This window comes from Sphingopyxis sp. H073 (assembly GCF_001468395.1).
Taxonomy (GTDB): domain Bacteria; phylum Pseudomonadota; class Alphaproteobacteria; order Sphingomonadales; family Sphingomonadaceae; genus Sphingopyxis.
This window is the reverse complement of sequence record NZ_LNSG01000002.1, coordinates 261,607-281,261: the sequence shown is the minus strand read 5'-3', so window position 1 is coordinate 281,261 and position 19,655 is coordinate 261,607. Positions and strand designations below refer to the sequence as shown.

22 protein-coding genes are annotated in these 19,655 nt (G+C 65.2%); 9 read left to right on the top strand and 13 right to left on the bottom strand.

The annotated features are described in order from the left end of the window. Window positions 1-262 precede the first annotated feature (262 nt). The 7 genes from ATE64_RS04350 to ATE64_RS04320 all read right to left on the bottom strand — a co-directional run bounded on the left by ATE64_RS04350 (window position 263) and on the right by ATE64_RS04320 (window position 7,700). A complete protein-coding gene (locus tag ATE64_RS04350; RefSeq protein ID WP_058454318.1) occupies window positions 263-757 on the bottom strand; it encodes a DUF4402 domain-containing protein in 495 nt (164 codons plus the stop codon). Between the two features lie 295 nt (window positions 758-1,052). Continuing rightward, complete coding sequence (locus ATE64_RS04345) at window positions 1,053-2,006, bottom strand: ParB/RepB/Spo0J family partition protein (RefSeq protein ID WP_058454319.1); 954 nt, start codon at window positions 2,004-2,006, stop codon at window positions 1,053-1,055. Beyond that, a complete protein-coding gene (locus ATE64_RS04340) occupies window positions 2,007-2,789 on the bottom strand; it encodes an AAA family ATPase (RefSeq protein WP_058454320.1) in 783 nt (260 codons plus the stop codon). Further along, window positions 2,786-3,445 (bottom strand): 16S rRNA (guanine(527)-N(7))-methyltransferase RsmG, encoded by a 660-nt coding sequence (gene rsmG, locus ATE64_RS04335; protein WP_231729028.1) that lies wholly within the window; start codon window positions 3,443-3,445, stop codon window positions 2,786-2,788. Before rsmG ends, ATE64_RS04340 begins: the two co-directional genes overlap by 4 nt. Before the next feature lie 472 nt (window positions 3,446-3,917). Further along, entirely contained in the window at window positions 3,918-5,789 is a 1,872-nt protein-coding gene (mnmG, locus tag ATE64_RS04330; RefSeq protein WP_058454321.1) for a tRNA uridine-5-carboxymethylaminomethyl(34) synthesis enzyme MnmG, read from the bottom strand. A 295-nt stretch (window positions 5,790-6,084) separates the two neighbouring features. Next, entirely contained in the window at window positions 6,085-7,389 is a 1,305-nt protein-coding gene (gene mnmE / locus ATE64_RS04325; RefSeq protein ID WP_269433193.1) for a tRNA uridine-5-carboxymethylaminomethyl(34) synthesis GTPase MnmE, read from the bottom strand. 23 nt (window positions 7,390-7,412) lie between these two features. Next, on the bottom strand, window positions 7,413-7,700 hold the full coding sequence (locus tag ATE64_RS04320) for a DUF6489 family protein (RefSeq protein WP_058454412.1): 288 nt from the start codon (window positions 7,698-7,700) through the stop codon (window positions 7,413-7,415). Between the two features lie 97 nt (window positions 7,701-7,797). On the opposite strand from ATE64_RS04320, the gene ATE64_RS04315 reads away from it, so the two are divergent. From ATE64_RS04315 to ATE64_RS04305, 3 genes are read left to right on the top strand one after another with little or no spacing between them, the layout of a single operon-like run. Then, window positions 7,798-8,496: a dienelactone hydrolase family protein gene (locus ATE64_RS04315; protein ID WP_058454323.1), complete on the top strand. Its 699-nt coding sequence runs from the start codon at window positions 7,798-7,800 to the stop codon at window positions 8,494-8,496. A 35-nt stretch (window positions 8,497-8,531) separates the two neighbouring features. Then, a complete protein-coding gene (locus ATE64_RS04310; protein ID WP_058454413.1) occupies window positions 8,532-8,891 on the top strand; it encodes a nuclear transport factor 2 family protein in 360 nt (119 codons plus the stop codon). A gap of 15 nt (window positions 8,892-8,906) precedes the next feature. Further along, window positions 8,907-10,484, top strand: a complete 1,578-nt coding sequence (locus tag ATE64_RS04305; protein ID WP_058454324.1) for an FMN-binding glutamate synthase family protein — start codon at window positions 8,907-8,909, stop codon at window positions 10,482-10,484. Here the strand turns inward: ATE64_RS04305 and ATE64_RS04300 are convergent. The 6 genes from ATE64_RS04300 to hemE all read right to left on the bottom strand — a co-directional run bounded on the left by ATE64_RS04300 (window position 10,481) and on the right by hemE (window position 14,925). Further along, the gene (locus ATE64_RS04300) at window positions 10,481-10,882 is read right to left on the bottom strand and encodes a DUF1489 family protein (RefSeq protein ID WP_058454414.1); all 402 of its coding nucleotides are present in this window, start codon (window positions 10,880-10,882) and stop codon (window positions 10,481-10,483) included. The two genes, ATE64_RS04305 and ATE64_RS04300, sit on opposite strands and share 4 nt — an antisense overlap. A gap of 63 nt (window positions 10,883-10,945) precedes the next feature. After that, complete coding sequence (locus ATE64_RS04295) at window positions 10,946-11,671, bottom strand: TerC family protein (RefSeq protein ID WP_197410105.1); 726 nt, start codon at window positions 11,669-11,671, stop codon at window positions 10,946-10,948. Further along, window positions 11,668-11,961 (bottom strand): antibiotic biosynthesis monooxygenase, encoded by a 294-nt coding sequence (locus ATE64_RS04290; RefSeq protein WP_058454325.1) that lies wholly within the window; start codon window positions 11,959-11,961, stop codon window positions 11,668-11,670. The genes ATE64_RS04295 and ATE64_RS04290 overlap by 4 nt, the downstream gene beginning before the upstream one ends. 9 nt (window positions 11,962-11,970) lie before the next feature. After that, on the bottom strand, window positions 11,971-13,227 hold the full coding sequence (gene rho / locus ATE64_RS04285) for a transcription termination factor Rho (RefSeq protein WP_058454326.1): 1,257 nt from the start codon (window positions 13,225-13,227) through the stop codon (window positions 11,971-11,973). Window positions 13,228-13,440: 213 nt separating this feature from the next. After that, complete coding sequence (locus ATE64_RS04280; protein WP_231729044.1) at window positions 13,441-13,860, bottom strand: CopD family protein; 420 nt, start codon at window positions 13,858-13,860, stop codon at window positions 13,441-13,443. 39 nt (window positions 13,861-13,899) lie between these two features. Beyond that, on the bottom strand, window positions 13,900-14,925 hold the full coding sequence (gene hemE / locus ATE64_RS04275; protein ID WP_058454328.1) for a uroporphyrinogen decarboxylase: 1,026 nt from the start codon (window positions 14,923-14,925) through the stop codon (window positions 13,900-13,902). 370 nt (window positions 14,926-15,295) lie between these two features. Between hemE and ATE64_RS04270 the strand changes: the two genes are divergently transcribed. From ATE64_RS04270 to raiA, 6 genes are read left to right on the top strand one after another with little or no spacing between them, the layout of a single operon-like run. Continuing rightward, a complete protein-coding gene (locus ATE64_RS04270; RefSeq protein ID WP_058454416.1) occupies window positions 15,296-16,108 on the top strand; it encodes a pyruvate, water dikinase regulatory protein in 813 nt (270 codons plus the stop codon). Then, window positions 16,105-16,725: a Maf family protein gene (locus ATE64_RS04265; protein ID WP_082657569.1), complete on the top strand. Its 621-nt coding sequence runs from the start codon at window positions 16,105-16,107 to the stop codon at window positions 16,723-16,725. The genes ATE64_RS04270 and ATE64_RS04265 overlap by 4 nt, the downstream gene beginning before the upstream one ends. Then, on the top strand, window positions 16,722-17,534 hold the full coding sequence (aroE, locus tag ATE64_RS04260) for a shikimate dehydrogenase (RefSeq protein WP_058454418.1): 813 nt from the start codon (window positions 16,722-16,724) through the stop codon (window positions 17,532-17,534). The genes ATE64_RS04265 and aroE overlap by 4 nt, the downstream gene beginning before the upstream one ends. Further along, the gene (coaE, locus tag ATE64_RS04255) at window positions 17,531-18,154 is read left to right on the top strand and encodes a dephospho-CoA kinase (protein WP_058454329.1); all 624 of its coding nucleotides are present in this window, start codon (window positions 17,531-17,533) and stop codon (window positions 18,152-18,154) included. The genes aroE and coaE overlap by 4 nt, the downstream gene beginning before the upstream one ends. A gap of 19 nt (window positions 18,155-18,173) precedes the next feature. Beyond that, on the top strand, window positions 18,174-18,875 hold the full coding sequence (dnaQ, locus tag ATE64_RS04250; RefSeq protein WP_058454330.1) for a DNA polymerase III subunit epsilon: 702 nt from the start codon (window positions 18,174-18,176) through the stop codon (window positions 18,873-18,875). Window positions 18,876-18,917: 42 nt separating this feature from the next. Continuing rightward, complete coding sequence (raiA, locus tag ATE64_RS04245) at window positions 18,918-19,496, top strand: ribosome-associated translation inhibitor RaiA (protein ID WP_058454331.1); 579 nt, start codon at window positions 18,918-18,920, stop codon at window positions 19,494-19,496. Window positions 19,497-19,655 lie beyond the last annotated feature (159 nt).

Here is a 19,655-nt window from a genome sequence, read left to right as displayed (position 1 = left end):
GCCCCTTTGGTTGGTCGCGTCCCTGTTGCGCCATCATGGTTGATATTTCGCTAACCATGGCAGGTGGTTGAGGATTCGGCACTGGCCCGCTCCCCCACCCGGCCTCCCGACCAGTCTATCCTGTGGGAGGCCGGGTGGGGGAGCGGGCCGGTGCCGCCGCCGTACGGCGCATAAGAAAAGGCCGCCGGGGGCTGGTACCCCGGCGGCCGATCTCGGCCGGCGAGCCGAAGCCCGCCGCCCCCCCCCCCACCGTTCGGTTATCTTACTGATAGTTGGCGGTGACGGTGAACGTGCCCGTATAGCTGCCCGCCGCCTGGTTGGCGCCAACGCTCAGCGTGCCGCCGACCTGGAAGCTGCCGCCGCTCGCGCCGAGCGTCAGGCTGCTCGCCGACGAAGCGAGCGTCGCGGTCATGCTGTTCGCGCCCGAGGTCAGGTTCACCGAACCCGGCACGCTGATCGTCACATTGGCGCCGCTCGTGCCGCCAAGGTTGAAATTCGCCGCCGAGGTCGTGCCGAGGCAGGTCAGGCCGGTGCCGCAGCTGACGGCGCCCGCCGACGACACCGCGACGGTCGACGCGCCGGTGCCGCTGACGATCGTCCCGAAATCGAGGTCGCTGGTGTTGGCGATGGTGAGCGGCGCGAGGATACGCGCCTTCGCCGTCGCCGTGGTGGTCGCCGCCTGCGCCGCCGAAGCGTTGAAAGCGAGGGCAGCAATCGCGGCGCCGACGAGGGCGCGCTTCATTTCAGTGGTGCGCATATGATTTGGTCCCTTGAACTATGACGTGCAGTCGAAAACTCGAATGGAAATCCCACCCCATTCGAGGGTCCGTCTAACGCGCCACCCGTTCAGGCTTTGCCCAACAACCATGGTTAACAGCACATAGAGATTTGGCCCGCGTTGCAGGATGCAAGCGAGCAAAAACAAGGCCTTGGGCCACCGATCGGCAAGTCGTGGGGACCGCCTGTGCGCTATTAACGGCCCGCGCCGGGACAAATTAAGGGAAGCGGCGAACAAAAACCGGCCGAGTCCGGCTCGACCGTCTGCGCGCGAATCAGATCGATTCGCCGCTCAGCCGCTGGCAGATCATGTCGAGCTGGTCGAGCGACGCAAATTTCAGCGTCAGCGCGCCCTTCCCCCCGCCGGCATATTGGATCGCGACGCCGATCCCCAGCAGTTCGGAGAGATGGCGTTCGACCGCCATGATATCGGGGTCGCGTCCCGGCCCCGCCGCGGGCTCGGCCGCCGCCTTGCGCCCGCCGCCCCTGTCGGCGCGGATCAGCGCCTCGACCGCGCGCACCGACAGGCCTTCCTTGACGACCTTGCGCGCGATCGCCTCGGCCTCGTCGGCGCCGATCAGCGCGCGCGCATGGCCCATCGACAGCGATCCGTCGCTCACCAGCGCCTGCACGCCCTGCGGCAGGTCGAGCAGGCGCATCAGGTTCGCGACATGGCTGCGCGACTTGCCGACCAGTTTCGCGAGCGCTTCCTGGCTGTGCCCGAAATCGTCGATCAACCGGCGATAGGCGCCCGCCTCTTCGATCGCGTTCAGGTCCTGCCGCTGGATATTCTCGACCAGCGCGATCTCGTAGGTCGCGGCATCGTCGAGATCGCGGATGAGCGCCGGGATCTGGTGCAACCCCGCGCGCTGCGCCGCGCGCCAGCGCCGCTCGCCCGCAACGAGCTGGTATCCCTGCCCATCGGGCGCCTGACGCACGATGATCGGCTGCAGCAGCCCGCGCGCGCTGATCGAATCAGCGAGTTCGACGATCGCCGCCTCGTCGAAATGGCGACGCGGCTGGTTCGGCAACGGACGGATCGAGCCGACCGATACATGCTGCACCGAATCGCCCGCGGCGACCGGCGCGGCCTTCGCGGCGGCGCCCGGGGTCGCCAGCACCGGCGCCTCGACCGCGGCATCGCCGAACAGCGCATTCAGCCCGCGCCCCAGCCCTGACGGGCGCTTGCGCGGCGCCGACGCGCCAGTTTCTTTTTCGTTTTCAGACATTTATGCTGCCTTGCGAACGTTGGGCAAGCGATCGATCAGCTCGCGGGCGAGCGCGATATAGGCCGCCGACCCCGCGCAGCGATGGTCATAGATCAGCGCGGGCAGGCCGTGGCTCGGCGCTTCGGACAGGCGGACATTGCGCGGGATGACGGTCTGGAACACCACCGGGCCGAGCACCTCGCGCACGTCGTCGGAGACCTGGTCGGTCAGCCGGTTGCGGCGGTCGAACATCGTCAGCGCGACGCCGAGGATCGACAATTTCTGGTTGAAACGCCCGCGCACGCGCTCGACCGTGGTGAGCAGCTGGCTGAGGCCCTCGAGCGCGAAGAATTCGCACTGCAGCGGCACGATCAGCGATTCGGCGGCGATCAGCGCATTGAGCGTCAACATGCCGAGCGACGGCGGGCAGTCGATCAGGCAGATATCCCACTGCCCCGCCTCGGCGCCGGTCAGCGCCTGTTCGAGCCGGTGGAGGCGATCGGCGAATTCGATCAGCTCGATCTCGGCGCCCGACAGGTCGACCGTCGCCGGCACGATGTCGAGCCGCGGTACCGCGGTATGCACCGCGCATTCGGCAACCGTCGCCTCGGCGCGGAGCAGGTCATAACTCGACAGCTCGCGCTGCGCCTGCGTGATTCCCAGCCCGGTCGACGCATTGCCCTGCGGATCGAGGTCGATGATCAGCGTGCGCCACCCCGTCGCCGCGAGCGCGGTCGCCAGATTGATCGCCGTCGTCGTCTTGCCGACCCCGCCCTTCTGGTTCGCCACAGCGATACGAATCATGCTTTTCCTCGCTTTTTCGGCGCGATGCGCCCCTGGCCCACCAGGATGCGGCTATCGGCGTCGGTGCGGCTATGTTCCACGTGAAACAGATTCTGCCATGTCTGCGGCAGCGACGCCAGTTCCTTTACCGCATTTCGTCCCTTTGGCAGCAGCCAGCGCGTCGATTCGGTGGAAAAACGCGCGGATAAGTCGATCAGCCTGTCGAGCGGCGCGAATGCCCGCGCGCTGATCGTGCCCGCACGGCGCGTCTCGACCCGCTCGAGCGGCGCCTCGGCGATCTCGACATGCGCAAAACCAAGGTCAGCCACAACTGCGCGCAGGAAATCGCACCGCCGCTTGCGCGATTCGACGAGCAGCATCGGCCGTTCGCTCAGGATCGCGACAACCAGCCCCGGCAATCCGGGCCCGCTGCCCAGGTCGATCCACAGTCCTTCGCCCCCCGCATCGAGCGCCAGCAGTTGCGCGCTGTCGGCGATATGCCGGACCCACAGGATCGGGATCGTCGACGCCGCGATCAGATTCTGCTGCTCATTCTCGGCGACCAGCATCGCCGAAAAGCGCTCGAGCCGCGCCCATTGCTCCGCACTCGGCGCAAACGCCCGCGCCAGCCAGTCGCGCGCAGCGCCTTCATCGTCCAGTATTTCGGCGTCCGCCACGTTGCTCTTTCACTTTTCCCGCGACGCGGGATCATTCTTCTTCGCGCCTTTGCGCCTTTGCGTGCGATTTTAAAAGCCTCGCACAGACACAAAGGGGCAGTTTTGCCACCGCGACATCTTCGTGCCTCCGTGGAAGAAGAAAATAGCCCACCCCCTCGACCCGTTCCATCGCAACGTCAGCTAGCGACCGAAATGAGCCGTCGCCCCCGCGCAGGCGGGGGCCGCTGTCGGTTTACGCGGCCGCGCAGGAATAGGCGGCTATCGGCCCCCGCCTGCGCGGGGGCGACGCTGTTGATACGTCCGCTTCCCACCCCAATTCAGACATTCCTTCTTCGTCATCCCGGACTTGATCCGGGATCCATGGCCACCCTCGCCTTCTGGACCCCGGATCAAGTCCGCAGTGACGAGGGGTAGCGGACAGTGACCGCTCTCCCCCCAAAAAAAACCCATGCCAATCTTGTAAACCACTCCCTCAAGCCGCCCGCCGCCGACTATGCACCAGGATCGCCGTCAGCGCCGCCGGCGTGACCCCGTCGATCCGTGCCGCCTGCCCCAGCGTTTCGGGCCGTGCCTTGCTCAGCCGTTCGACCATCTCGCGCGACAGACCGCCGATCGCGCCATAGTCGAGCGCGGGGTCGAGAATGATCGCCTCGTTCGCCGCGAGCGAGCGGAGCTCGGCCTCCTGCCGTGCGATATAGGGCGCGTAATGCGCATCCTCGGCGAGTTCGGACAAGATCCCGTCGTCGATGCCTTCGAGCTCCGGCGCGAGCATCCTGAGCGTAGCGATGCCCACCTCGGGAAAGCGGAGCAGTTCGACACGCGTGCGCTGCGCCCCGTCGCCGGGAATCGCCATCCCGATCAGGGCATAATCGGCGCTCGCGACGGGGGCCTCGAGCAGCGCCGCTGCCCTCTTCCGTTCCGCCTGCCGCGCGTCGAACAGCGCGGCGGTCGCGGGCCGGACGAGCCCGATCGCGATGCCTTTCGGCGTCAGCCGCGTCGCGGCATTGTCGGCGCGCAATCGCAGCCGATACTCGGCGCGTGCGGTGAGCATGCGATAGGGCTCGGTCACCCCTTGCAGCACCAGATCGTCGACCATCACCCCGATATAGGATTCGCTGCGGTCGAGGATCAGCGGCGCGCGCCCTTGCACCGCGAGCGCCGCATTCGCCCCCGCGACCAGCCCCTGCGCCGCCGCCTCCTCATAACCCGTCGTGCCGTTGATCTGCCCCGCGCACCACAGCCCGGCGATTGCGCGCACCTGCAAGGTGCGGTCGAGCGCGCGGGGGTCGATATGATCATATTCGACGGCATAGCCCGGCACGGTCATTTCCACCGCCTCGAGCCCTTCCATCGTCCGCAGCATCGCGAGCTGGACGTCGGCGGGCAGCGAGGTCGAGATGCCGTTGGGATAGACGAGGGGCGAATCGAGTCCTTCGGGTTCGAGAAACACCTGATGCCCGTCGCGGTCGGCGAAGCGGTGGATCTTGTCCTCGATCGACGGGCAATAGCGCGGCCCCGCGGCGCCGATCGCGCCCGTGAACAGCGGCGAGCGGTCGAGATTCGCCGCGATGATCGCATGGGCCTCGGCGTTCGTCCGCGTGATCGCGCAGAAAATCTGCGGCACCGTCCGCGCACTGTTCCACGTGGAACAGGTCCAGTCGGCGCCCTCGACGCTGTCCGACGGCTGCTCCTCGAGCCGCGCCCAGTCGATCGTCCGCCCGTCGAGCCGCGGCGGCGTCCCCGTCTTGAGCCGCGCCATCGGCAGATCGGCAGCACGAAGCTGTTGGGCGAGTTTATGCGCCCCCGCTTCGCCGATGCGTCCACCCTCCATCCGCTCTTCGCCGCGGAACAGCTTGCCGCCAAGGAAGGTGCCGGTCGCGAGCACAACCGCTCCGGCAACCAACTGCGATCCATCGCCGAGCTCGATCCCTTCGACCCGCGCGCCATCGGCCGACAGCGTCAAAGCCGCCGCTTCACCCGCAACGACGGTGATGCCATCCTCGACCGCGAGCAGCGCCTGGATCGCGTCGCGATAGAGTTTGCGGTCGGCCTGGATGCGCGGCCCCTGCACCGCCGCCCCCTTCGAGGCGTTGAGCATCCGGTAATGGATCGCCGCGCCGTCGGCGGCGCGCGCCATCCAGCCATCGAGCGCGTCGACCTCGCGCATCAGATGGCCCTTGCCGAGCCCGCCGATCGCCGGGTTGCACGACATCGTGCCGATCAGCGCCGGATCGAAACTGACGAGCGCAACGCGCGCACCAAGCCGCGCCGCGGCGGCGGCGGCCTCGGTCCCGGCGTGGCCCCCGCCGACGACGATGACATCGAAAGTTGCTTCAGAGTTCATGATTGCGGCCGCGCATAGCCGAAACCACGGCCCGAATCCATCCACGCTCAACGCCAAAGAGTCGCCCGCACAGGCAAGAGGACTACCGTCTTCTTCGCGCCTTCACGCCTTTGCGTGAAAAGGCTGTGCGCCCGGCCGTTGTGTCTGTGCCCTTATGGTGGGTGCCAATATGATCTCACACAAAGACACAAAGATGGCGCGTCGGGCCGCGGGTAAACGCGCCATCTTTGTGTCTTTGTGTGAGAAATTCGCGCTTACGCGCAGCCCTGCGGAATAATCTGTTCCACGTGGAACATCATTTCCCGATACAGAAACGCCCGAACAAGGCATCGAGCATATCCTCGACCCCCGCGCGTCCGGTGATCCGGTCAAGTGCGGTCGCGGCGAGCCGCAGCCGCTCGGCGATCAGGATCAGATCGCCGGCCTCGCGCGTGCCCGATTCGATCGTAAGCCATTGTTTTGCTTCGGCAAGCGCCGCGCGCTGCCGCTGGCGCAGCGCCGCCTCGCCCTCGCGCGGCAGCAAGGTCCGCGCCATCTCGACGATATAGGCGTGGAGCCTGTCCATCCCCTCGCCCGTCGCCGCCGACAGGCTCAGGTCGCATCGCGCGGCGTCGGCCTCGGCCGCCGCGTCGCCGCGCCAGCGGTCGGCCTGCGCCGCGATCAGGATCGCGCGCGGATGCTCGGGGACGTCTTTTGGCGGTCCCAGCCACAGCAATATGTCCGCGGCATCGACGGCCGCCTTCGCCCGGTCGATCCCGATCGCCTCGATCGCGTCGGCACCCTCGGCGCGAATCCCCGCCGTGTCCGAAAAGCGCATCGCAATCCCGTCAAGCGCGAGCGGCGTCTCGATCACATCGCGCGTCGTCCCCGCGACCGGCGACACGATCGCCAGTTCACGCTGCGCCAAGGCATTGATCAGGGTTGATTTTCCGGCATTGGGCGGCCCCGCGATCACCACCGACAGTCCCTCGGCAATCACCTCCGCCGCGGGCCGCGCCAACCATGCGCCGAGCTCCGCCCCCAGCTCGGCCATCCCCTCGATCAAACGCTGCGCGGCACCTTCGTAAACTTCGACATCATCCTCATCGGCAAAATTGAGCTCGGCCTCTGCCCCCGCCATCAGCGCGAGCAGCCGATCCTGCCAACCGGCAACCGCACGCGACACATGCCCGCTCGCCAGCCCCAGCGCCTGCACCCGCTGGCTCTCGGTCTCCGCCGCAAGCAGGTCCGCGAGCCCCTCGGCCTCCGCCAGATCGATCCGGCCGTTCAGGAAAGCCCGCCGGGTGAACTCACCCGGCGCTGCATGGCGCAGCCCCGGCAACGCCGCCAAAGCCGCCTCGACCGCGGCGACCACTGCGCGGCCGCCGTGAAGATGAAGTTCGGCAAGATCCTCGCCCGTCGCCGTCGCCGGCCCCGGAAACCACAGGACCAGCGCCCGATCGAGCGGTGCGCCCGCCGCGTCTTTCAGCGACGCCAGCGAAGCCCGCCGCGGCTCGGGCAACCGCCCGGCGAGCGCGGTCAGCGCTTCCGCTGCCCGCGACCCGCTGATCCGCACGACGCCGATCGCTGCCGGCGGCATCCCGCTCGACAACGCGAAAATCGTGTCACTCGCTGCATCCTGGCTCAGCTCTTGCGCCCCTTGGAGCCTTTGTCGTCGTCGTTCGATTTCGGCGATCCGCCCATCAGCCCACCGCCGAACTGGCCGAGCAGCGACTGGACGAGTTCAAGCCCGCTGCCGCCCATCGGCACCCACGTCTTGACCATTTGCTGCACCACGTCGGGGGTTATTCCCTTGGCCATCAGCTCCTTCACGCGGCTCAGGTAGATATCGTGCAGCGGCTCGAGGTCGGGAAGCCCGAACAGCCGCCGCGCTTCCTCCGGCGTGCAATCGATCTCGATATTGAATTTCATCGCCGTGCCTTTCGCCCCTTTCGGCGCTTGAGCCGCGCCCTGACGGCGGCTAGCTTCGCGCTTTCCCTCCCAGTTGGCAAGAGTCAGGAGCTTCCCCATGTCCGCGACGAACATCACCATCCCCGCACTCGACGGCGAAGGCGATATCCCAGCCTATGTCGCGCGCCCCGACGCCGATTCGTCGCGCGCGATCATCGTCATTCCCGAAATCTTCGGTGTGAACGCCGGCATCCGCGAGAAATGCGACGATTGGGCGGCTGAGGGCTATCTCGCGATCGCCCCCGACCTTTTCTGGCGCTTCGCCCCCGGCGTCGAACTCGATCCCGATGTCGAGGCCGAGCTTCAGGAAGCGTTCGGCTATTTCGGCCAATATGATGCCGACCTCGGCGTGAAGGATATCGAAGCCGCGATCCGCTGGCTCCATGCGCAAGGCACAAACAAAGTGGGGTGTGTGGGCTTCTGCCTCGGCGGCCGCCTCGCCTACATGACCGCCGCGCGCACCGACATCAACGCCTCGGTCGGCTATTATGGCGTCATGATCGACCAGATGCTGAACGAAAGCCACGCGATCGCGCACCCGCTGATGCTCCATGTGCCGACCGCCGACCATCTCGTCGGGCCCGAAGCACAGGCGAAGATGCACGAAGGCCTCGATCCGAACCCCAAGGTCACGCTCCACGACTACGAAGGGCTCGACCACGGGTTCGCCGCAACGAGCGGCAACCGCCGCGACGAGGCTGGTGCGCAGCTCGCCGACAGCCGCACCCGCGCTTTCTTCGCCGAGCATCTCGCGTGAGCCGCCACCCCGGTCTCGCCGCCTGGCACGCCTATATGGCGGGCGGCGGCGATCCGCAGGCTCTACGCGACCTGCTTGCGGAGGATGCGGTGTTCCACTCGCCCGTGGTCCACACGCCGCAGGAGGGCCGCGACAAGGTCTTCGCTTATCTCCACGCTGCAAGCCACGTCCTTGGCGGCGATGATTTCCGCTATCTGCGCGAGATCGTCGACGGCGACCAGGCGATGCTCGAATTCCAAAGCGAACTAGACGGCATCCAGATCAACGGTGTCGACATCATCCGCTGGAACGACGAAGGAAAAATTGAAGATTTCAAGGTGATGGTTCGTCCGCTCAAGGCAATCAACAAGGTGTGGGAGAAGATGGCCGCCATGCTCGCGGCGCAGGCAAGCTAGTCCGGCTCGCAAGCGATGCTCCGGCTGATCGCCTATCCGATCCTCATCGTCGCGATCGCACTGGCGGGCTGGTGGGCGCCAGCGCGCTGGACGCTACTGTTGTGGATCCCGCTGCTGCTGGTCGCCATCTACGACAGCGTCCAACAGCACCACAGCCTCCGCCGCAACTTCCCGCTGATCGCGCGCATCCGCTGGCTGTTCGAGGAGCTGCGCCCGTTTCTCTATTCGTATGTTGTCGAAGGGCCACTCGACGGCCGCCCCTTTGCACGTACCGAACGCGACATCGTCTACGCGCGCGCCAAGGGTGAGCTCGACAGTCATCCGTTCGGCACCGAGCTTGACGTCTATTCGGACGAATATGAGTGGATGAGCCACAGCATGGCACCGACGCCACACGCCGATCGGGCGCAGCGGGTGAAGGTCGGCAGCACGCAATGTTCGCAGCCTTACGACGCCGCCTTGCTCAATATCTCGGCGATGAGCTTCGGATCGCTCGGCGCGAACGCGATCGAGGCGCTCAATCGGGGTGCGAAGCTCGGCAGCTTTTATCACGATACCGGCGAAGGCGGCTTCAGCCCCTACCATCGCATCCACGGCGGCGACATTGTCTGGGAGCTTGGCAGCGGCTATTTCGGCTGCCGCGACGATGCCGGTCGCTTCGATCCCGATCGCTTTCGCGATCGCGCAACCGATAATCAGATAAAGATGATCGAGATCAAGCTGAGCCAGGGCGCGAAGCCGGGGCACGGCGGTGTTCTTCCCGGCGCGAAGGTCAGTGCCGAGATTGCTGCGACCCGCGGCGTCCCCAAAGGCCATGACTGCGTTTCGCCCGCCACCCATTCCGCCTTTGCGACCCCGATCGAACTGGTCGAATGGGCCGCGAAACTGCGCGAATTGTCGGGCGGCAAGCCCGTCGGGATCAAACTCTGCGTCGGCCAGCCGCATGAAGTTTATGCCGTCATGAAGGCAATGATCGAGACCGGCATCCGCCTCGATTATATCGTCGTCGACGGGGCCGAAGGCGGCACGGGCGCTGCCCCGATCGAGTTTTCGAACAGCCTTGGCATGCCGCTGCGCGAAGGCCTCATTTTCGTGCGCAATGCACTCGTCGGCTGCGGACTCAAGGAGGAGGTGAAGCTGGCGGCGTCGGGGAAGGTCCACTCGGGCGCAGGGCTTGCGATGAACTGCGCGCTTGGCGCCGACTGGTCGAATGCCGCGCGCGCCTTCATGTTCACATTGGGATGCGTCCAGTCGCTCAAGTGCCACACCGACAAATGCCCGACAGGCGTCGCGACACAGGATCCCGGCCGCCAGCGCGGGCTCGTGGTCGAGGACAAGGCCGAACGGGTTCGCCGCTTTCAGGCCGCCACAGTGTCGGCGCTCTGGGACATCAGCTGCGCGATGGGGCTCGACAGCCCCTGGCAGATCCGGCCGCATCACCTGCACGAACGGCTCAATTCGGCTCGCTCGGATTCGATCGATCGTATCTATAAATTCTATGATCGCGGCGTGCTGCTCGACGATCCGGACTCGGTATCGGGTGCGCGTTACTGGGCGATGGCACGCGCCAACAGCTTTCGCGCCGCCCTCTAGATAAGGCTGAGTTCAGCGAGTTCGCGATACAATTCGGGCGGCAGCTCACCAAGCCCGCTCGCGTCATCGACGCCCTTCGGCGCGTCTGCATCGGTCAGATAGCGCCAGCCCTGATGCGCACGCTTCGGTTGCGGATGCACGCGTTCAAGTTGGGCGGCGCAGACGATATCGATGCGCCCGTCATCGCGATCGTCGAACCGCAATATCTCGACCCGCCCGACCAGCGTGTGCTTCACGATAAAGTGGAGCTTGCCGCCGATCAGTTCGTCGGCGCGCTTGGGTTTGAACCGCGTCGTGAAACGAACTTCGCTGGCTTGCGCAAAGTTTGCGATCCGCGCCTGAAGCGCCGGATAGTCGGCGCAGCCGACGGCGACGCGGGTCATGTGAAGCGGGGGCATGAGCGTCAAATGGGGAGCCGTTGGGAAAAAAGCCAGCCCCGCGAAGGACTGGCTTTTCCTTTTCTAGCCGAACAGCGTTCCGATCCCAACGCCGGGATCGATCCAGCCCTCGTAGATCATCTTCACCGCGACATAGAGGATCACGGCGAGCCCGATGTAGGCAATCCAGCGATAGCGCTCGATATATTTGGCGATGACATTCGCTGCGAGGCCCATCAGCGCGACCGCGAAGATCAGCCCGACGATCAGGATCCCCGGATGCTCGCGCGCCGCTCCGGCAACCGCAAGGACATTGTCGAGGCTCATCGACACATCGGCAATCGCGACCGCCCACGCGGCGGCAGCAAAGCTCTTGGCAGGCTTGAGCCCCGAATGCTCGTCACCCTCGATCTCGGGCGAACCTGCCGAATGCGCACCTTCGCGCAGCTCGCGCCACATCTTCCACGCGACCCAGATCAACAGCAGTCCGCCGACGAAGATCAGGCCGACGATCTGCATGAGCTGCGTCACGACGAGCGCGAAGGCGATACGGAGCACCAGCGCCGCGAGCACGCCGATCAGGATCACCTTCTTGCGCTGGTCGGCGGGAAGCCCCGCGGCGAGCGCCCCGACGACGATCGCATTGTCGCCCGCGAGTACGATGTCGATCATCAGCACCTGGAGAAAGGCCGAGAAAGCCGCTGGCGATGAGATGTTGGAGAAATCCTTGACGATCGCGGCCCAGATATCGCCGGGGCCGCCAAAGCCGCTCGCCGCTGCGCCGGCATGGGTCAAGATTTCCAGGATCACAGTGGCTCTCCGAAATAGCTGACCTCTGGCATAGGGTCATAAAAGCGATGCAGCAACGTCCGCCATTGCTGGTAGCGGTCCGATTGCCGGAAGCCGTCCCGATGATCCGCAATCGACCTCCATTCTGCCAAAAGCAGATAAGGCTGTCCGGTTCCTGTCGGGCGGCGAATTTCGATCGAGATAAATCCCGGCGAAGCCTCGATCAGTGGCCGCGCCTCGGCAAAGGCCGCCTCGAACCCGGCTTCGCTTCCCGCACGAACGGGAAGCAAGGCGTGTTCGATGACGGCCATTTTGCCGGCTTACTGGTTCATGCTGTCGAAGAAATCTTCGTTGGTCTTGGAATCCTTGATCTTGTCGAGCAGGAATTCCATCGCGTCGACCGTCCCCATCTGCATGAGGATACGGCGAAGCACCCACATCTTGCTGAGCTTGTCCTTCTCGACGAGCAGTTCTTCCTTGCGGGTGCCCGACTTGCCGACGTCGAGCGACGGGAAGATGCGCTTGTCGGCGACCTTGCGGTCGAGCACGATTTCCGAGTTACCCGTGCCCTTGAATTCTTCGAAGATGACTTCATCCATGCGGCTGCCGGTATCGATCAGCGCGGTCGCGATGATCGACAGCGAACCGCCTTCCTCGATGTTTCGCGCGGCGCCGAAGAAGCGCTTCGGACGCTGGAGCGCGTTGGCGTCGACACCGCCGGTCAGCACCTTGCCCGACGAGGGTACCACGGTGTTGTAGGCGCGGCCGAGGCGTGTGATCGAATCGAGCAGGATCACGACGTCCTTCTTGTGCTCGACCAGGCGCTTCGCCTTTTCGATCACCATTTCGGCAACCTGGACGTGGCGCGTCGCGGGTTCGTCGAAGGTCGAGGATACGACCTCGCCCTTCACGCTGCGCTGCATGTCGGTGACTTCCTCGGGACGTTCGTCGACGAGGAGGACGATGAGGTAAACCTCGGGATGGTTGTCGGTGATCGCCTTGGCGATATTCTGGAGCAGCACCGTCTTACCCGTGCGCGGCGGCGCGACGATCAGCGCGCGCTGGCCCTTGCCCTGCGGGCTGACGAGGTCGATCACCCGTGCCGACTTGTCCTTGACGGTCGGATCGACGGTGTCGAGCGACAGCTTCTGGTTCGGATAGAGCGGGGTCAAATTGTCGAAATTGACCCGGTGACGCACCGCCTCGGGATCGTCGAAATTGACCTTGATGAGCTTGGTCAGCGCAAAATAGCGCTCGCCGTCGCGCGGCGCGCGGATCTCGCCCTCGACGGTGTCGCCGGTGCGCAGGCCATATTTGCGGACCTGGTTGGGCGAGACATAAATATCGTCGGGGCCGGCCAGATAATTGGCCTCCGACGAGCGCAGGAAACCGAACGAGTCCGGGAGAACCTCGATCGTGCCCGACCCGATGATTTCCTCGCCCTCCTCGGCGAGTTCCTTCAGGATTGAGAACATCAGGTCCTGCTTGCGCAAGGTCGACGCGCCCTCGACACCCAATTCCTCTGCCATTTCGACGAGTTGGGCGGGCGCTTTTGTTTTGAGTTCTTTGAGGTGCATGGGATAGATTCCGGGTAGAAATTCAGTAAGAAATTTGGACAAAAAATTCGTCGCACCGGCTGGTGCCTATCCGGCCGTGGGACGACCGTTATCGATAGATCGGCGTATCGAGGCGCCGCCCGCTGAAAAACGGGGTTGATCGGCCCCTATAACCGGCCGCCAGCCAAGTCAATCGCGGCTGCGCCGATCCGAAACCTCAAAAGGGCCGAAGCCTTAGAAGGGACGGACGATCACCAGGATGACGACGAGCGCTGCCGCGATGCCGGGAACTTCGTTGAGCATCCGCAGTTGCCTCTCGGTCAGCGGGCGCTCGCCCTTCGCCAGCTTCTTGAAATAGCCGATCATCCAGCCATGGTAGCCGGACAGCGCGACAACGGTCAGGAATTTGGCAATGAACCAGCCCTCGTGCCAATAATCGCCGTTGAACGCGAGCATCAGCCCAAAGATCCAGACGAACAGGATCGACGGATTCAGGATAATCTTGCGCAGGCGATCCTCGCGCTCGATCCACTTCCTGTCCTCATCCGACCCCACGGGGCATTGGTGGTGATAGACGAAGAAGCGCGGCATCATGAACAGGCCCGCCATGAAAAAGATCACGAAAATGACGTGCGCGGCTTTGACCCAAAGCATCGTCACCCCCAAGAATCCTGCCAGTTCCATAAGTCCCGCCTATCCACGGACGCGCCGGATCAGATGCTCGACATGAGCGATCGGCGTGTCGGGGACGATGCCATGACCGAGATTGAAGATATGGGGACGATCGGGGAAGGCCGCAAGGATGCGGTCGATCGCCGTATCGAGCGCTTCACCACCCGCCACGAGCGCCAGCGGGTCGAGATTGCCTTGCACCGGCAGATGCGCCGGCAGCGCCTTGTCGGCCCACACCGGATCGACCGTCTCGTCGAGACCGATGGCATCGGCGCCGACCTCGTTCGCATAGTCTGGAAGCTTGCCCCCGGCCCCTTTCGGAAAGCCGATCACCGGCGTGTCGGGATGCAGCGCCTTCAATCGGCGGACGATCTCGGCATTGGGGGCGATCACCCAGCGTTCGAACTGCGCGGGGCTGAGACTCCCCGCCCAGCTGTCGAAAAGCTGGACGGCCTCGACGCCATTCTCGATCTGGCCCGAAAGATAGGTGACCGACAGGTCGACGATCGCGTCGATGATCGCCTGAAACGCCACTGGATCGCCGAATGCCAGGCGGCGCGCCTGCGCCTGGTCCTTCGATCCCTGCCCCGCAACCATATAAGTCGCAACCGTCCACGGGCTGCCCGCAAAGCCGAGGAAGGTCGTTTCGGCCGGCAGCGACGCCGCGACGCGCGCGACGGTACCATAGACCGGATCGAGCCGCTGCGGCATCGCCTCGAGCGACGCCAACGCGCTGTCGACGAGCGGGGGCGCGAGCCGCGGCCCCTCGCCTGCCTCAAACCATAGCTTCTGACCCAGCGCGTGCGGGACAACGAGAATGTCCGAGAAGAGGATCGCGCCGTCGAATCCGAACCGCCGGATCGGCTGCAGCGTGACTTCGGCCGCCGCCTCGCTGTCATAGCAAAGCTCGAGGAACCCGCCCTTGGTTTCCCTGAGCGCGCGATACTCGGGAAGATAGCGCCCCGCCTGGCGCATCAGCCATAGCGCTGGCTTTTCCTGCCGCACCCCGCGCAGCGTTGCCAGCAAGCTCTTCGACGACGCCCTCACACGGCCCCTCTTTCTCTCATCATATACATTTAAAGATATTGTGGTGGTTTTTGGTCGGCGGACAGCGCGGCTTTAGGGCGCAGCACCCCTTTTGCCAACATATTGACTCCATGTGTCACGTGTTGCGTCAGGGAGTCGCGAGCGCCTCTCCCCCAAATTCACAGCCTGTGGATAAATTTCGTCCCTTGTGGAAAAGCGGTGGAGCGGAATCGGCAGCGTCGGGGATGAATTCTACCTGCCGATCTTGTCCCGGCACTTATTCGGCAAACTATCCACAGGGGGTAGTTTCAGCCTTTCGGGGTAGGTCGGCGACGATGTGCGGACGAAGGCTTTGCTTGCCTTTTATGCCGTCGCCGCGAAAGGATGCCGCATGGGCCGGCTCCACTTGCATCTTATATCCGATTCCACGGGCGAGACGCTCGAAAACATCGCCAAGGCGGCGATTGCGCAGTTCGACGACGTCGAGGTTGTGCGCCATTTCTGGCCTATGGTGCGCTCGGAATCGCATCTCGACCGGATCATCGATGAAGTGCGGGCGAGCCCCGGCATGATCCTATTCACTCTCGTGAACGGCGAGCTGCGTGCGAGCCTCGAACGACGCGCGGCGGCGCTCAACCTGCCGACGGTTCCGGCGCTCGATGCGGTGACCGATGCGCTGTCGCGGATGCTGGGGCAACAGGCCAAGGCGCGGCCGGGGCGCCAACACCAGCTCGACGCCGCCTATTTCGCGCGGGTCGAAGCAATCCAGTTCACGGTCGCGCACGACGACGGGATCGGATGGGAGAATTGGGAGCAGGCTGATATTGTCCTCGCCGGCGTGTCGCGGACTTCGAAGACACCGACGAGCATCTATCTCGCGAACCGCGGTTTCAAGACCGCGAACATTCCGATCGTTCCCGAATCGCCGCCGCCCGATGCGCTTTACAATCTCAGGAAGCCGCTCGTTGTCGGACTCACCACCGGTCTCGACCGCCTTGTGCAGGTGCGTCGCAACCGGCTGCTTTCGCTCAATCAGGCGCCCGAAACCTCCTACGTCGACGACGAGCGGGTGAAGGCCGAGCTTGCTTACGCGCGCCGCATGTTCGCCGACAACGGCTGGCCGGTGATCGACGTGACGCGCCGCTCGATCGAGGAAACCGCAGCGGCGGTGATCAAGCTCGTCGAGGATCGTAGCGCCGCATGACCCCTTCGACTTCGCTCAGCACGGGCCTGCTCCTCGCTTCGCAAAGCAGCGGCCGCGCCGCGATGTTCCGCGCCGCCGGGCTGACATTCGAAACCAGCGCTGCGCATGTCGACGAGGAGGCACTCACCGCATCGCTGCTCGACGCCGGTCAGACTCCGCGCAACATCGCCGACGCGCTCGCCGAGGCGAAGGCGGTGAAGATTTCCTCGCGACTTCCCGGCGTCACTGTGATCGGCGCCGATTCGACGCTCGCGCTCGAAGATGGGTCGATGCTGTCGAAACCGGAAAGCCCCGACGAGGCGGCCGATCATCTTCGTCGCATGGCGGGTACGCGCCACCGGCTTTTCAGCGCGGCGGTCGCCGCGCGCGACGGGGCGCCGGTGTGGCGTGCGATCGGCGAAGCCAAGCTCTGGATGCGTCCCTTGTCCGACGCCTTCATCGCCGACTATGTGGCGAAAAACTGGGACAGCATCCGCTGGACCGTCGGATGCTACGAGATCGAGGGGGCAGGCGTGCAATTATTCGACCGGGTCGAAGGCGACCCCTGGACCATCATCGGCATGCCGATGCTTCCGTTGATGGCATGGCTGCGCGCGACCGGATTGGCGCCGCGATGAGCAAGCCTTATGCCGAAGTGATCGGCGATCCGATCGCCCATTCGAAGTCGCCGCTCATCCATGGTTTCTGGCTCGACGCGATTGGCATCGACGGCGACTATCGCCGCGCGCATGTGAAACCCGAAGCGCTCGAAGGCTATATCGCCGATCGCAAGGCCGATCCCTACTGGCGCGGCTGCAACGTCACCATCCCGCACAAGGTCGCGGTGATGGATGTGGTGGACGATCCCGGCGATATCCGCGGGACGATCGGCGCGATGAACACCGTCGTGCGGCAGCCGGACGGCGCGCTGATCGGCACCAACACCGATGCCGCGGGATTCTATGCCCCGCTCGCCGAGCTCGACCTCGACGGCGCCGCTGTGGCGGTGGTCGGCGCCGGCGGCGCAGCGCGTGCGGTGCTGTTCGCGCTTGCGCGGGCGGGCGTTGCTCATGTCACGATTCTCAATCGGTCGCCGCTCAAGGCGATGGGCCTGCTTGCCACCTTCGGGCTCAAGGGCGAGGTCGTCGGGCTCGATGCCGCGCTGCCGCCGGTGTCACTGCTGGTGAACAGCAGCAGCCTCGGCATGACCGGCCAGCCGCCGCTCGATCTCGACCTGTCCCCCCTACCCGAAGACGCGATCGTCTATGATCTCGTCTATGCCCCGCTTCGGACCGGTCTCCTCAAGGCCGCCGAGGCGCGCGGACTCGACACCGTCGACGGGCTCGACATGCTGGTCGGCCAGGCCGCGCTGGCCTTCGAACTGTTTTTCGGCCGATCGCCCCCCGAAGGCCGCGATGACGAACTGCGGTCGCTGCTTACTACATGAGGTTCCACAACCATCTCGGTGCGCGGCTTCGCCGTCCGTTCATCCTCGGGCTCACCGGGTCGATCGGGATGGGCAAGTCGACCGCGGCCAGGATGTTCGAGCGTGAGGGCGTACCGGTGTTCGACGCCGATGCCGAGGTGCATCGGCTGCAGGGCCCGGGCGGGGCGCTGGTCGCGGCGATCGAGGCGCGCTTTCCCGGCACCACCGGTCCACACGGCGTCGACCGGCAAAAACTCGGCGCACACGTCCTTGGCGACACCCACGAACTCGCCGCGCTCGAAGCGATCGTCCACCCTGCGGTGGCGAAGGCGCAACATCGATTCCTGATGCGCCACCGCGCGCGCGACGTCGTCATCCTCGACATCCCGCTGCTTTTCGAAAAGGGCGGCTGGCGCCGCGTCGGCGCGATCGCCGTCGTCTCGGCGCCGGTGTGGATGCAGACGAAGCGCGTGATGCGGCGCCCCGGGATGACGCGCGCCAAGCTGAAGGCGATTCGCCACCTGCAGGTGCCTGACCGCGTCAAGCGCGCGCGTGCCGATTTCGTCATCGAAACGGGGCGTCCGAAAAGCTATACACGCCGCCAGATTCGCGCCATCGCCTCTTGTTTCCGCGCGCGATAGGGTCCAGATTGACGCCTCGATGCGTGAGATAATATTCGATACCGAAACCACGGGGCTCGATCCCAAAACCGGGGACAGGCTGGTCGAAATCGGGTGCGTCGAATTGATCGACCGACGCGAAACGGGCGTCACCTTCCACGCCTATTTCAATCCCGAGCGCGACATGCCCGCTGCCGCCGAAGCCGTGCACGGCCTGTCGATCCAGTTCCTGTCGGACAAGCCGCTTTTCGCGACTCGGGTCGACGAGCTGATGGAGTTTCTGGGGGATGCGCCGATGGTGGCGCACAATGCCGCCTTCGACTTCGGCTTCGTCAACGCCGAGTTGATGCTCGCGGGACGTCCCGCGCTCGACATGAACCGGATGCGTTGCACCGTGCAGATGGCGCGCAAGCTGCATCCGGGCGCGAAGCACAGCCTCGACGCGCTCTGCACGCGCTACGGCATCGACCGCAGCCACCGTATCAAGCATGGCGCGTTGCTCGACGCCGAGCTTCTCGCGCACCTCTACATCGAAATGACCGGCGGCCGGCAGATCGGCCTGGGCCTTGCGGCGCAATCGGTAGACGTAGGGCGTTCGCTCGCCGCCGCCCCGGTTCGCGCGGCGGCTCCCGCGCGCGCGTTCCGCGAGCCCCGCCCGCATGGTGCCACGGCCGCCGAGCTGGCGCGCCACACCGAGTTCGTCGCCGCACTCAACCAACCTTTGTGGCACGATAGCCCGTAGCGGCCTCCCCGCCGCTCGCGCGACCCTGGAAGGAGAAGAAAAATGGAAATCCGCGTCTCTGGCCACCAGATCGAAACCGGCGAAGCGCTGCAGGCGCATGTGTCGGACCGGATGAACGCGATTGCCGACAAATATTTCTCGCGGGCGATCGGGGCGCACGCGACCTTCGGAAAAGGGCCGCACGACAGTTTTCAGTGCGACATCGTCGCGCATGTGATGCAGGGGCTGGTGCTCAAGGGGCACGGCCAGGCGCAGGACGCGCATGTCGCGTTCGAGGGCGCGGCCGAGCGCATCGAAAAGCAGCTCAGACGCTATATGCGCCGACTCAAGGACCGCAACAGCGCCGCGGGCGCCACCTTGGCCGCCTCGCTCGACGAGATCGAGGACAACGCCAGCTACACCGTTTTCGACACCGGGACCGAGGAAGAGGATGCGGGCGACGCGCCTGCGATCATCGCCGAAACGCGCGTCGACATTCCGACCAGCAGCGTGTCCGACGCGGTGATGATGCTCGACCTCCGCAACACCAACGCCTTGCTCTTCGTCAACAGCAAGACCGGCTCGCACAACATGGTGTACCGGCGCGAGGATGGCACGATCGGCTGGGTCGAACCCCGCTAGGACGATAGCAGCGGGACAAAGGACTGGATTTTCTCCGCCATCCGGCCTAAGGGCCGCGCCCAACGATGCCCGATGCTGGGATGGCGGGGGCCTGCCACGACGGATCCGTGATCGTTTGCCCGCAGGATGTCCTGGTCGGCAACGAACCGGCGTTTTACA